This window comes from Williamsia soli (genome assembly GCF_017377795.1).
Lineage (GTDB): Bacteria > Actinomycetota > Actinomycetes > Mycobacteriales > Mycobacteriaceae > Williamsia > Williamsia soli.
On the sequence record NZ_JAFRDR010000015.1, the window covers coordinates 37,945 to 51,335 of the forward strand.

General features: G+C 66.1%; 8 protein-coding genes. 4 read left to right on the forward strand and 4 right to left on the reverse strand.

Annotation, left to right across the window (positions count from 1 at the left end):
• Positions 1 to 5: 5 nt before the first annotated feature.
• Entirely contained in the window at positions 6 to 614 is a 609-nt protein-coding gene (locus J3S28_RS26810) for a TetR/AcrR family transcriptional regulator (RefSeq protein ID WP_307797451.1), read from the forward strand.
• Between the two features lie 69 nt (positions 615 to 683).
• Here J3S28_RS26810 and J3S28_RS26815 read toward each other — a convergent pair whose 3' ends face one another.
• The 4 genes from J3S28_RS26815 to J3S28_RS26830 form a co-directional block, all read right to left on the reverse strand.
• Entirely contained in the window at positions 684 to 4,553 is a 3,870-nt protein-coding gene (locus J3S28_RS26815; protein ID WP_307797452.1) for a multifunctional oxoglutarate decarboxylase/oxoglutarate dehydrogenase thiamine pyrophosphate-binding subunit/dihydrolipoyllysine-residue succinyltransferase subunit, read from the reverse strand.
• A 134-nt stretch (positions 4,554 to 4,687) separates the two neighbouring features.
• Complete coding sequence (locus J3S28_RS26820) at positions 4,688 to 8,524, reverse strand: ABC transporter ATP-binding protein (protein WP_207844139.1); 3,837 nt, start codon at positions 8,522 to 8,524, stop codon at positions 4,688 to 4,690.
• Positions 8,521 to 9,300: a hypothetical protein gene (locus J3S28_RS26825; RefSeq protein WP_207844140.1), complete on the reverse strand. Its 780-nt coding sequence runs from the start codon at positions 9,298 to 9,300 to the stop codon at positions 8,521 to 8,523. The genes J3S28_RS26820 and J3S28_RS26825 overlap by 4 nt, the downstream gene beginning before the upstream one ends.
• Positions 9,301 to 9,307: 7 nt before the next feature.
• Positions 9,308 to 10,360, reverse strand: a complete 1,053-nt coding sequence (locus J3S28_RS26830; RefSeq protein WP_207844142.1) for a glutathione S-transferase family protein — start codon at positions 10,358 to 10,360, stop codon at positions 9,308 to 9,310.
• Positions 10,361 to 10,453: 93 nt separating this feature from the next.
• On the opposite strand from J3S28_RS26830, the gene J3S28_RS26835 reads away from it, so the two are divergent.
• From J3S28_RS26835 to J3S28_RS26845, 3 genes are read left to right on the forward strand one after another with little or no spacing between them, the layout of a single operon-like run.
• Positions 10,454 to 11,146 carry a PadR family transcriptional regulator gene (locus J3S28_RS26835; RefSeq protein ID WP_207844144.1) on the forward strand — a complete coding sequence of 231 codons (693 nt, stop codon included), beginning with the start codon at positions 10,454 to 10,456 and terminating at the stop codon, positions 11,144 to 11,146.
• On the forward strand, positions 11,143 to 12,678 hold the full coding sequence (locus J3S28_RS26840) for a DHA2 family efflux MFS transporter permease subunit (RefSeq protein ID WP_207844146.1): 1,536 nt from the start codon (positions 11,143 to 11,145) through the stop codon (positions 12,676 to 12,678). Before J3S28_RS26835 ends, J3S28_RS26840 begins: the two co-directional genes overlap by 4 nt.
• A gap of 58 nt (positions 12,679 to 12,736) precedes the next feature.
• The gene (locus J3S28_RS26845) at positions 12,737 to 13,381 is read left to right on the forward strand and encodes a TetR/AcrR family transcriptional regulator (protein WP_207844148.1); all 645 of its coding nucleotides are present in this window, start codon (positions 12,737 to 12,739) and stop codon (positions 13,379 to 13,381) included.
• Positions 13,382 to 13,391 lie beyond the last annotated feature (10 nt).

Here is a 13,391-nt window from a genome sequence, read left to right on the forward strand (position 1 = left end):
GTCTTGTGACCACCGCACGACGAACCAGGATGAGCCCCGAGGCCAGGCGAGACCAGCTGATCAGCCATGGTCTGCGGATGCTCGACGACCGCGCGCTCGACGAGGTGTCGGTCGAAGAGGTGGCCGAGGCGGCCGGGGTCTCGCGTGCGTTGCTGTTCCACTATTTCGAGTCCAAGCAGGACTTCTTGGTCGCACTGACGACGGAGCAGAGCCGGCGGATGCTCGCACGCACCGAACCCGATCTCACCCTGGGTGACCCCATCGCCATCGCCAGGGGTTCACTTGCGGCGTACATCGACTACGTGTCGGCGAATCGCTCGGCCTACCTTGCGATCCTGCAGGGGGCCGGGGCGTCGGATCCCGCGATGCGCAAGGTCGCCGACGACACGCGCACGGTGATGGCGGAGCGGGTGCTCGGGCTCGCCGAACTCCTGGACCTACACCGGACACCTTTGATCGAACTCGCGGTGCACGGATGGGTGACGTTCAGCGAACAGGTCACGGTCCGATGGCTGCAGGACGAGGCGGGCATCAGTCGTGACGAGATCGTCGAACTGATCGCCCGGTCACTACCGGTGCTCGCAACGCTGGCTGCCGACCCAAACAACCGATAATGGTGGGTTCTGGTGAGCGTGACCTACGGAAACGCTCGCCAAAACCCACCATTGTCAGGGTTTGGGGGATCAGCTGAATGCGGTGTCGATGATCTCCTGCTGCTCGACGGCGTGAACCTTCGAGGAACCGGACGACGGTGCGGACATCGGACGACGCGAGACGCGGCGCAGTCCCTGGAAGAACTCCGGCAGCATTTCCGGGAGGTTCAGGCCGAAGAACGGCCACGCCCCCTGGTTCGCCGGTTCCTCCTGAACCCAGAAGATCTCTTCCATGTTCGTGTACTGCCCGAGCGCGTTGCGCAGGCGCTTATGAGGCACGGGGTAGAGCTGCTCGACCCGGACGATCGCGACGTCGTCGCGCTTGTCCTTCTCCTTGCGCGCAGCCAGCTCGTAGTACAACTTGCCGGACACGAGCAGGACGCGACGCACTTTGTCGCGGTCGCCGCCGGCCTCGAACGCGGGGTCGTCGATCACGGACTTGAACTTGCCCTCGGTGAACTCGGAGATCGGGGACACCGCTGCCTTGTTACGCAGCATGGACTTCGGTGTGAAGACCACGAGCGGACGACTGATCCCGTCGAGGACGTGACGACGCAGCAGGTGGAAATAGCTGGCCGGTGTCGACGGCAGCGCGACGGTCATCGAACCCTCGGCGCACAGCAGCAGGAATCGTTCGATACGTCCTGAGGTGTGGTCGGGGCCCTGACCTTCGTGGCCGTGGGGGAGCAGCAGCACCACATCGGAGGTCTGACCCCACTTGGCCTCACCCGACGAGATGAACTCGTCGATGATCGACTGCGCGCCGTTGACGAAGTCACCGAACTGGGCTTCCCACAGCACGAGGGCATCGGGGTCGCCGACGGAGTATCCGTATTCGAAACCGACGACGGCGTACTCGCTCAGCGCCGAGTCGTACGCGAGGAACCGGCCGGGGTTCTCCGGGTTGGTCTCCGCGACGGTCCGCAGCGGGGTGTACTCGTCGCCGTTGTCGCGATCGATCAGCACCGAATGGCGCTGGGTGAACGTGCCGCGGCGCGAATCCTGACCGGACAAGCGCACGGTGCGCCCCTCTTCGACGAGCGACCCGAAGGCCAGTAGCTCGCCGAATGCCCAGTCCACGTTGCCATTTCGGGACATCTCGTAGCGCTTCTTGAGCACCGGCTTGACCCGCTGGTGGACGGTGAAGCCATCGGGGACGTTGACGAACGCGTCGCCGATCCGCTCCATCGTCTCCTTCGAGATCTTGGTCTCCAGCTTGACCGGGAGAACCTGATCGGACTCGACCGACGGGCTCGGAGCGGCCTGGTACTTCTCCAGCTCGCGGACCTCGTTGAAGACTCGTTCGAGCTGACCCTGGTAGTCACGGAGGGCGTCCTCGGCCTCCTTGGTCGAGATGTCACCACGACCGATCAGGGCTTCGGTGTAGCTCTTGCGGACGCTTCGCTTGGTGTCGATCACGTCGTACATCGCCGGCTGCGTCATCGAGGGGTCGTCGCCCTCGTTGTGGCCGCGACGGCGGTAGCAGACGAGGTCGATGACGACGTCCTTGTTGAACTTCTGCCGGTAGTCGACGGCCAACTTCGCGGCCCAGACGCAGGCCTCGGGGTCGTCGCCGTTGACGTGGAAGATCGGCGCGCCGATCATCTTCGCCACATCCGTGCAGTACTCGGACGAGCGTGACGCCTCGGGTGCGGTGGTGAAGCCGACCTGGTTGTTGACGACGATGTGGACCGTTCCGCCGGTCCGGTAACCACGCAGCATGGCGAGGTTGAGGGTTTCGGCGACCACGCCCTGGCCTGCGAACGCGGCATCGCCGTGCAGCATCAGCGGCAGCACCGTGAAGGCGCCGTCGCCGAGGTCGCGCAGGTCCTGCTTCGCGCGTACCAGTCCCTCGAGGACGGGGTCGACCGCCTCGAGATGCGACGGGTTCGCGGTCAGAGACACGTTGATCTCGTTGTCCCCGAACATCTGGTAGTACTTGCCCTCGGCTCCGAGGTGGTACTTCACGTCGCCGGATCCGTGCGCCTGCGACGGGTTCAGATTGCCCTCGAACTCGGTGAAGATCTTCGAGTACGGCTTGCCGACGATGTTCGCCAGCACGTTGAGGCGTCCGCGGTGCGGCATGCCGATGACGACTTCGTCGAGTCCGTACTCGGCGCTCTGGTCGATGACGCCGTCCATCATCGGTATGACGGCCTCGGCACCTTCGAGCGAGAAGCGCTTTTGACCGACGTATTTGGTCTGCAAGAACGTCTCGAAGGCCTCGGCGGCATTGAGCTTGGACAGGATGTACTTCTGCTCGGCAACCGGCGGCTTGACGTGCTTGATCTCGACGCGCTCCTGCAGCCACTGCTGCTGCTCGGGCTCGAGGATGTGGGTGTACTCGACACCCACGTGCCGGCAGTAGGAGTCGCGCAGGATCGACAGGACGTCGCGCAACTTCATCTTGTTCTCGCCGTGGAAGCCACCGACGTTGAAACTGCGATCGAGATCCCACAGCGTCAGGTCGTAGGTGAGCACGTCGAGATCGGGGTGCGCCGAGCGGGCGTCGGAGTCGATCATCAGCGGATCGATGTCCGCCATCAGATGACCTCGATTGCGGTACGCCGCAATCAATTCCAGGACCCGCGCGTTCTTGTCTACGGCACCTTCGGGGATGTCGCGCCGCCAGCGGATCGGCTCGTACGGGATGTGCAGGGTGGTGAAGATCTCGTCGAAGAACTCATCCGACAGCAGGAGCTGGTGAATGGTGCGCAGGAAGTCGCCGGACTCGGCGCCCTGGATGATCCGGTGATCGTAGGTCGAGGTGAGCGTCATCAGCTTGCCGACGGCGAGCGCGGCGATCTGCTCGTCGGAGGCGCCCTGGAACTCGGCCGGGTACTCCATCGCACCGGCACCGACGATTGTGCCCTGCCCCTTCATCAGGCGCGGTACCGAGTGGACGGTCCCGATGGTGCCGGGGTTGGTGAGGGAGATCGTCACGCCCGCGAAATCGTCGCCGGTCAGCTTGCCCTCGCGCGCCCGTCGGACGATGTCCTCGTAGGCCGCGTGGAACTGCGCGAAGTTCATGGTCTCGGTGCGCTTGATCGCCGCGACGACAAGGGTGCGAGACCCGTCCTTGCCGGGCAGGTCGATCGCGAGTCCGAGGTTGGTGTGTGCCGGCTGGACGACGTTCGGCTTGCCGTCGACCTCTTCGAAGTGCCGGTTCATGCCGGGGAACGCCTTGATCGCCTGGACGATCGCGAACCCGAGGATGTGGGTGAAGGAGACCTTGCCGCCGCGGGTGCGGGCAAGGTGATTGTTGATGACCACGCGGTTGTCGATCATCAGCTTCGCGGGCACCGCACGCACACTGGTCGCGGTGGGGATCTGCAGCGAGGCCGCCATGTTCTTGGCGATCGCGGCGGCAGGCCCCCGCAACACCTTGTTCGTGGCCTCGTCGGTGGTCTCGGCCGGAGCCGCCTTTGCAGGCGCCGACTTCTTCGCGTCGGTACGCGGAGCGTCGGTCGTCGGGCGCACGGCCTTCTTGGGCGCGGCCTTGGGAGCGTCGGTCGACGGGCCCTGTTTCTCAGTTGCAGGCGCGGTCTGCGCTGTCGTCTGCGCCGATGCGTCCCGGCTGGTGTCGGACTGCCCGGCGGCGGCCTTGCTCGCCGGGGTTGCGTCCACGGCCGGCTTCGGCGCGGAGGCACCATTGCCGGACGAGGCGGTGCCGGACTTCTTCTCGGTCTTCCCCGCGGATCCGCCGTTCCCGGAGTCCTTGCTCACCGACGCGGTGCCTCCGGGGCTGTCGTCCCCGGAGCCGTTACCTTCCGAGGCATAGTTCTTGAGGAAGTCATGCCAACTCGGATCCACCGAGCTCGGATCTTTTTGGAAGCGCTGGTACATTTCCTCAACCAGCCACTCGTTCTGCCCGAAGTCTGAAATCGAACTGCTGCTCACGGCAGTATCTCGCCTCAATTCCTTTACTGGTCTGGCTGCCAAGCCGACCTGACGCTCTTTGCGAAGTCTCCGGGTGTCAAGGTTAGTCCCCATGCGTCGGCGGGGCTATGCCGGTCGGTCACCACCACGAGTCGTCATTGACTCGGGACCTCATCCGGAGCGATACCCGCCTTCCACAGCGCGTGGTACCTGCCGTTCAACGACAAGAGTTCCGAATGAGTTCCGAGCTCGACGATCCGCCCGCCCGCGACCACCGCGATCCGATCTGCCCTGGCAGCGGTGGCCAGTCGGTGCGCCACGATCACGGAACTGCGCGAGCCGGTCAGGTGCCTGCCCGCCGCCATCACCCGGCGCTCGGTCGCCTGATCGAGGGTGGCGGTGGCCTCGTCGAGCAACAGCAGATCGGGATTCACCAACTCCGCCCGGGCCAGTGCGATGAGCTGTCGCTGCCCGGAGGACAGTCCCTGGCCGCGTTCGCCGATGGGATGTGACATCGCACCGGGGAGTTCGGCGATCATCGACAGCGCGCCGACCGCTCGCGCCGCGGCGACGATCTCATCGTGGCTCGCCTGCGGTCTGCCGAAGGCGATGTTGTCCGCGACCGTTCCGGTGAACAGGTGCGGCTCCTGCGGGACGACGCCGAGTCTGGAGCGGTAGTGCCCGAGCCGGAAGTCGCGGATGTCGGTGCCGTCCATCCGGACAGATCCGGTGGTCGGGTCGTAGAAGCGGGCCAGGAGCTTGACGATCGTGGATTTGCCCGCGCCGGTCTCTCCGACGAGCGCGAGTGACGTTCCTGCCGGCAACTCGAGGTCGACGTCCGACAGGGCGTCGCGCACCGCGCCCGGGTAGCGGAAGCCGACGCCGTCGAGCTGGGCATGCCCGGCGAAACCGTGCTCGTCTTCTCGACTCGCGGGCGCGGTCCCGTCCGCGCCATCCGGGCATCGGACGCTGCTCCGGGTGGCCAGCAGGTCGGAGATCCGGCGTAGTCCGACCAGGGCCTGCTGGTATCCGTCGAAGACCTGGGATAGCTGCTGGACGGGTCCGAACAGCATCCCGAGGTAGAGGACGAAGGCCACCAGGGTGCCCGGGCTGGTCTCGCCGGCGGCGACCTGATGCGCGCCGAAGGCGATCACGCCCGCGGTGGCCAGGTCGGACATCAGGGTGATGAACGGGAAGAAGATCGAGATCGCCTGCTGCGAGACCATTCGAGCGCGCACGTATGCGGCTGCGCGGGCGGTGAACTGCGCCATGGCGAACCCGTCGTGGCGGTATGCCTGGGTGGTGCGCACGCCGCCCACGTTTTCCTGGAAGTCGGCGTTGACCTCGCTGACGAGTTCGCGGGAGCGGGTGTACGCCCGGGCGGCGATGCGCCGGAAGAGCACCGTGGCGATGACGATCGGCGGGAACACGGCGAGCATCAGCAGGCCGAGCGAGGCGTCGGTCAGGATGAGTGCGACCGCGACGCCGACGAGCGTGAGCGAGCTGACGATCGCCGTGGACAGTCCGGTCTGCAGGAAGGTGGACAGCGCATCGACGTCGGTTGTCATCCTCGTCATGATCCGGCCGGACAGTTCGCGCTCGTAGTAATCCAGACCGAGGCGTTGCAGGTGCGCGTAGCTGCGGACCCGCAGCGCGTAGAGCACTCGTTCACCGGCTCGGGAGGTGACGACGGTCATCACCGCGGCGGCCACGAATCCGATCGCGACCGCGCCCAGGCCCGCGGATGCCGCGATCCACAGATGGCTGGACTGTTCGCTCGTCGCGCCGTCGATCCCGTAGCGCGCAATGGTGGGGAAGGCGAGGGAGACCAGCGTGTCGACCGAGATGCAGATCACCACGAGGGCGAGTAACCAGCGCACCGGACGCAGCAGTTGACGTAGCGAGAAGTCCGGCCGGTCCGTTCGTATCTCGGTGTCGTCGGCGGCCGGATCCTCGGTCGCGGGCGGGAGGGTGGCCACGGACTCGAGTAGTTCGGGCGTCGGGGCCATCGCTCCGAGCGCGCCGGACATGCCCCCTCCGCCCCGTGCACCGAGGGTTGCCGGCGCCGCCTGCCTGCGTCGACGTTCGACCGGCGCCGGCGCGTCGGCGGGCCACAGCGCCTCGGAGGGCAGGGGCAGCTCGGAGAACTCGTTCTCGAGGTCGTCGAACTCGTCGACATCGGTGCTCATCAGCGAACGGAACAGCGGGCAGCGCGCTGTCAGCTCCGCCTCGGTCCCGACGTCGACGATGCGTCCTGCGTCGAGAACTGCCACCCGGTCCGCGAGGGTGAGGGTGGATCGTCGGTGCGCGAGGATCAGCATCGTGCGCGTCGACGTACGCAGGTGCGTGAAGATGGCCGCCTCGGTCTGCGCGTCCACCGCGGACGTGGCGTCGTCGAGGATCAGGATGCGGGGATCGGCGTACAGGGCCCGGGCGAGGGCGATGCGCTGGCGTTGCCCACCCGAAAGGGTGAGGCCGCGCTCGCCGACCACCGACCGGTATCCATCGGCCAGACCCGAGACGAAGCCGTCGGCATGCGCCCGTCTGGCCGCGGACTCGATACCTCCGGGCAGCGGGCCGTCCTCGTCGAACTTGCCGACGTGGGCGTTCGGGGCGATGTTCGCGGCGACGGTGTCGGAATAGAGGAACGGTTCGTCGAAGACGACGCCGACGGCCGATCGCAATTCGTCCGGGGCCAGGTCACCGACGTCGAACCCTTGGTCCGCGCCTCGCAATTCGATGATCCCCGTCTGGGGCCGGTGAAACCGATCGGCGAGCAGTGCGAGCGTTGACTTCCCGGATCCGGGTCTGCCCACCACGGCCACCACCTCGCCGGGCGCGATGTCGAGATCGACCCCGGACAGCACAGGCGACGCGGCGCCCGGATACGTGAACCCGACGTCGCGCAGGGTCAGGCCCAGAGGTCCGTCGGGGAGCCGGCCGGTCCCGGCGAGCGCGGGGTCGGGTGGCTCGTCGATCACCTGGTAGACCCGCTCGACAGCGGCGCGGGCCAATTGCGCGGACACCAGCAGGCTGGTCAGCAGTCGCGCCAGACCGGTCATGGTCGTCACGTAGGTGGCGAAGGCAAGGAACGTTCCGACGGTGATGGATCCGTTCATGGTCAGATAGCCACCGAGCGCGATGATGGCCACCATGCCGATCTGGGGAACAGCGGCAAGCGTCGGTGCGAATCGAGCGTTGATCTTCGCCGACCGCATCCGGCGGGCATAGAGTCGCCGCCCGAAGCCGACGAGTTCGTCCACTGCTCGTTCTTCCTGGCCGAACCCCTTGACCACTCGCACTCCGGTGACGGTCTCTTCGACGTGCTGGGCCAGGTCCGCCGCCGACTGTTGTGCGGACCAGGTCGCGGCGAAGAGTTTCTTGCGGCTCGCGAATGCGACGGCCGCCGCCGTCGGGATCACCAACAGGGCCACGAGCGTCAACGGTGGGGAGAGATAGAACATCACGCCGAGGGCGAGGACCACCTGGACTGCGGCGCCGAGCGAGAGCGGGACCATGGCCAGCAAACCCTGTACGAGCTGCAGGTCCGTGATCGATCTCGAGACCACCTGGCCGGTACGGATCTGGTCCTGCGCGGCGCCGCCGAGTCGGAGGACGCTGTTCAGCAGCGACAATCGCAGTGAGTTCTGGACGTTGAGCGACAATCGTCCTGCGGTGACCCGCCTGCCGTATTGGCAGCCGTAGCGGACGAAGGCGAGAACGGCCATCGCTGCCGCAATGGCCCCGATCGTGTATCCGTGAGACGCGGCACCCGTCGCCTCGTCGATGGCAGCCTTCGTCAGTAGCGGGACGGTGAGGTCGATCAGGACGGCCAGGCCGGTGACGCTGAGGGTGATCGCGACCAGGCGGCGGTGCCGCAGACATTCACGGCCCAGTCGCCGGATCCAGCGATCGGTGAGCTGGGTTCCTTCTGGCTTGTTCGGCCGGCCCCCTTCGGCGCGGGTGAGACGGACCCCTCCGGTACGGGTCAACTAGACATCGGCCCGTCATGACGGGACACGATCTGCGGAGCACCACCCGACACGATGTGGGGTGGCCCGCCCGCCGCGGGCCATGCCATCGGGGCAGGACCGAACACCTTGTGCGAGTTGTTCACGATGATCTTGCCGAGGGCGCGGTTGCCCACACCGCCGATCACGGCGCCGAAACCGGCAGGGAGCAGCTTCCCGAAGGCCAGCGGGAGCTTCTGCAGCGTGTATTTCTTGAAGTAGGTCTTGACCAGTCGTCTGTTGAGCGTCTTGAGGACCGGGGTTGGGATGACGCCGCCGAAGGCGCGAGCCAGATTGCCGGACTTCGCTCCGAGCGAATCACGCACCACTGCGAGGCCGGACTCGCCGAGTGCGACGGTCAGCACCAGCGCCTTGCGGCGTTCGCGATCGGTGATCGGGATGCCGTGCACCTCGGCGACAGCCAGCGACAGCAGCGCGGATGCCTCGATGAAGAAGACCGTCTCGGCCCCCAGGGAGGCGAATGACGCGACGGTCCCGATTCCGGGGAACGCGGCGGCGGCGCCCACCGCCCCGCCGGATCCGGTGACGGCCAGCAGGAATCGGTGCTCGAGTCGCTCGATGATCTGGGCAGGCGACTCGTAGGGGTGCTCGCGGCGTAGATGGTGCACGTACTTGGCCACGGCAGGCGCCTGGAGGTGCTGAGCGTGGTCGACCAGGTTGTCGACCACACCCTCGGTCTTGCGGGCGGCGCCGACGACCTGTCCGTCACCGATGGAGGAGAGCTGTTTCTTTGCCATGGGGAGTTCAGGCTCCTTGTCCGGCAGGTACGACTTCGCCGTCACGGGGTGGAGGCGGCGGGGTTCCGTCGCCGAAGGGGCTACCGCCGAGTTCTTCGCGGTGATGGGGGCTGCGCCAATTGGACAGGTCGGGGCCGCGCGGCACGATCGCGGTCGGGTTTATGTCGGTGTGCACCATGTAGTAGTGCTGCTTGATCTGGGTGAAGTCGACGGTGTCGCCGAATCCGGGGGTCTGGAACAGATCGCGTGCGTACGCCCACAACACGGGCATCTCGGTCAGTTTGCTGCGGTTGCATTTGAAGTGGCCGTGATAGACCGGATCGAAGCGGGCCAGCGTCGTGAACAGTCTCACGTCGGCCTCGGTGATGGTGTCGCCCACCAGGTATCTCTGTTGGCGCAGCCGGTCGGACAATTGGTCGAGGCGTCCGAAGAGCCGGTCGTAGGCGTCATCGTAGGCCCGCTGATCACCGGCGAATCCGCAGCGATAGACGCCGTTGTTGACATCTTTGAAGATGACGTCGATGACCTCGTCGATCTCTTCGCGACGGCGCTCCGGATAAAGATCGGGTGCGCCTTCGCGGTGGTGATCAACCCACTCGGTCGAGAAGTCGAGGGTCATCTGTCGGAACTCGTTGGTCACCACCGCGCCGGTCGGGATGTCGACGATCGCGGGCACGGTGATACCTCGCGGGTAATCGGGATAACGCTTCAGGTAGGCGTCCTTGAGCCGTGGGATCTCGAGCACCGGGTCGATGCCGCCGGGATCGAGGTCGAACGTCCAACTGTCGGAGTCATGGGTGGGTCCGCACATCCCCATCGACAACGCAGCTTCGAGGCCGAGCAGTCGGCGGACGATGATCGCGCGATTGGCCCAGGGGCAGGCGCGCGCGACGATCAGCCGGTAACGGCCCGGTTCGACCGGGAAGGTCTCGCCGGCGGGACCGACGCCGTCGCGGGTGATCCGGTTGTCGATGTAGTTCGTGTCACGGACGAACTCCTCGCCGGTGGTCACGTAGCCGCCGGGGGACTCGGTCCCCGCGTCTGCTTCCTCGATGCTCATCGCTCCCAGAGTAGTCGCTCATCGAAGTTGGGTTTCGCGGGTTCGAAGCGGTATATTCCGTGCGGAGTAATCGGGTCGACGGGGGTGGTCACGATGGCGGGGCGGCAAAGTCGATCAGCGCGCGTCGAGTTGACCCCGCTCGCTGTCCTCGTCCTCGGGCTCGTCAGCGAACGGCCGATGCACCCGTACGAGATGTTCCAGACCCTCGTCGAACGCCGGGAAGACCGATTCGCAAAGCTGCGGCCCGGCTCGCTGTACCACACCGTTGACCGCCTGCACGATCGAAAACTGCTGCTCGTCAGCGAGATTCAGCGCGAGGGCAATCGGCCCGAGCGTACGGTCTATGCGATCACCGACGACGGCAAAGCGATGCTGCGCGACAACATCGCGACCATGCTGAGCACGCCGGCCGAGGAATACCCGGCGCTGTATCTGGCGCTGGCCGAAGCGCACACCCTCGGTCGTGGTGAGGTGGTCGATCTCCTCGACCAGCGACTGCACGCCATGCAGATCCGACTGGAAGGTATCGACGCAGAGGTTTCGCGCGCAGGAGCGAGGGACATCCCGGAGATGTTCATGCTCGACGCCGGCTGTCGACGGGTCGCACTCGCAGCCCAGATCGCCTGGATCTTGCAGTTGCGCGACCGTTTGGCAACGGGACAGCTGATGTGGCTCGACGAATGGCACCGCCGGGCGAACAACGAACACCATGACGACAGCCACCATGCCGACGGGGCGCCGACCCCGGGTCGGGCACACCAGCACGGAACGAGGTCTGACCGATGAGCAGTCCCACCGCGGCTCCCTCCGCACCGATCTCCACGAGGCCGTGGCTCGCGCTCGGCGCGTTGTGCATCGGTTTCTTCATGATCTTGGTCGACATGACGATCGTGGCGGTCGCCCAGCCCGCGATCCAGCGAGCGCTCGACACCGACGTCAACGGCGTCATCTGGGTCTCCAGTGCATATCTGTTGACCTACGCGGTGCCTATGCTGGTTGCCGGACGACTCGGTGACCGGTTCGGCCCCAAGCGCATCTATCAGCTGGGCCTGATCGTCTTCACGGTCGCCAGTGTGCTGTGCGGGCTGGCCGAGTCGATCGAGATGCTGATTCTCGCCCGCGGCCTGCAGGGGGTCGGCGCCGCCCTGATCACCCCACAGACGATGGCGCTCATCACCAGGATGTTTCCCGCCGAGAAGCGCGGTGCGGCGATGGGGGTGTGGGGGACAGTGGCCGGTGTGGCCACGCTGCTCGGCCCGCTGGCCGGTGGCATCCTGGTCGACGGTCTCGGCTGGGAATGGATCTTCTTCGTCAACGTCCCGGTCGGGATCATCGGTCTGGTGCTGGCCTGGAAGCTCGTCCCGACCGTCCCCACCAACAAACGCAACGTCGATCTGATCGGGGTGGCGCTGAGCGGTATCGGTATGACTGCCTTGGTGTTCGGAATCCAGGATGGCGAGAAATACCACTGGGCGCCCTGGATCTGGGCCCTGATCGGGATCGGGGTCGCCGTCATGGGTCTGTTCGTCTACTGGCAGCACAAGATCCTGCAGGTACGGTCCTCCGCCGAACCATTGGTACCGCTGAAACTCTTCCTCGACCGCAATTTCTCGCTCGCCAGTCTCGGCATCGCGACCATGGGATTCGCGACGGCCGGGATGATGGTGCCGCTCATGTACTACCTGCAGTTGGTCGGTGGACTGTCACCGACCGAATCAGCCGTGGTCACCGTCCCCATGGCAGTCCTGACCGGTGTACTCGCCCCGATCGTGGGCCGACAGGTCGACAAGGTCAATCCGCGCAACATCATCGCGACAGCCTTGCTGCTCAACGCGATAGCGATCGCCTGGCTCGGCGTGATCGCCACCCCCACCACACCGATCTGGCAGCTGCTCCTGCCGGTGTCGCTGATGGGGATCGCGAGCTCGGGCATCTGGGCACCGTTGGGGGCCACCGCGACCCGCAATCTGCCGATGAACAGCGCGGGCGCGGGAGCTGGTGTCTACAACACGACCCGGCTCATCGGCTCGGTGCTCGGAAGCGCCGCAGTCGGTGCGCTGATGCAGACCCGCATCGCCGCCGAGGTGCCTGCATTCGGTGCGCAGTCGATGGACGCGATGGTGGGTCAGCTGCCCGCAGCGGTGCGGGACGGCTTCTCATCGGCCATGGGCCAGTCGCTGTTCTTGCCTGCCGCCGCTCTGCTGCTGGGTGTGGTGGCCGCGACCTTCATGGCCAAGCCGCGACACATGACTGCGTCGGCGGACAAGAGGCCGGTCGAGACCGGGCCGGAAGCGGCTACGGCCGCGACGCGGGATTGACCAGTGTGGAACCATCGCCCGGTTGACGCGGTAGCCGCTGCGATATGTACTGTGCGCCATGCGCAGTGACGTCCCGGGATCACGACGGTTGTCGATGGAGGCCCGACGTGCGCAGTTGATCAACTGCGCTCTCGCGCTGGCCGATCGTGGTGGGATGAGCGCGGTCACCGTGCGCGGCGTGGCCGAGGAGGCCAAGGTCTCGCTCGGTGTCGTGCACTACTGCTTCGACGACAAAGAGCAACTCGTCGCGGCGATGATCGAAAAAGTGGTCGCCGAACAACTCGAGGCGCTGCTGGCCTCGGTGCCGACCGGCAACCTCGGTACCGGCCGAGAGGCGTTGCGGGAGTGGATACAAGAAGCTCTCATCGCGGTGTGGCGAAGGGCGTCCGAGTTCCCGAATCGGTGGCTGTTGATGCTCGAATCGATGCTGTTCTCGCTGCGGCAGCCGACTGAGTCGGCGTCGGCAGGGCAGGCGAAGATGCAGAACGAGATCGCCGAGAAGTACGGACACGCCTATCTCCGCGAGATCGGGGATCGCTGCGAGATGCGGTGGGATGTGTCGGAGCGGATCCTTGTCCGCTCTGCGTTGCAGACGTTGTTCGGGACGGTCCAGTGGTGGCTCGTGGACCGTGACGACGACGCCGCCCGTGCATCTCTGGCCCAGATCGCCGGTTGGATCGCCGCGAGCGCCACACCGCGCTGACGGACGCGGG

Excerpts from the sequence above, each read along its gene's own strand:
- J3S28_RS26835 (WP_207844144.1), top strand. The coding sequence starts at position 10,454 with ATGGCGGGGCGGCAAAGTCGATCAGCGCGCGTCGAGTTGACCCCGCTC.
- J3S28_RS26830 (WP_207844142.1), bottom strand. The coding sequence starts at position 10,360 with ATGAGCATCGAGGAAGCAGACGCGGGGACCGAGTCCCCCGGCGGCTAC.
- J3S28_RS26825 (WP_207844140.1), bottom strand. The coding sequence starts at position 9,300 with ATGGCAAAGAAACAGCTCTCCTCCATCGGTGACGGACAGGTCGTCGGC.
- J3S28_RS26845 (WP_207844148.1), top strand. The coding sequence starts at position 12,737 with ATGCGCAGTGACGTCCCGGGATCACGACGGTTGTCGATGGAGGCCCGA.
- J3S28_RS26840 (WP_207844146.1), top strand. The coding sequence starts at position 11,143 with ATGAGCAGTCCCACCGCGGCTCCCTCCGCACCGATCTCCACGAGGCCG.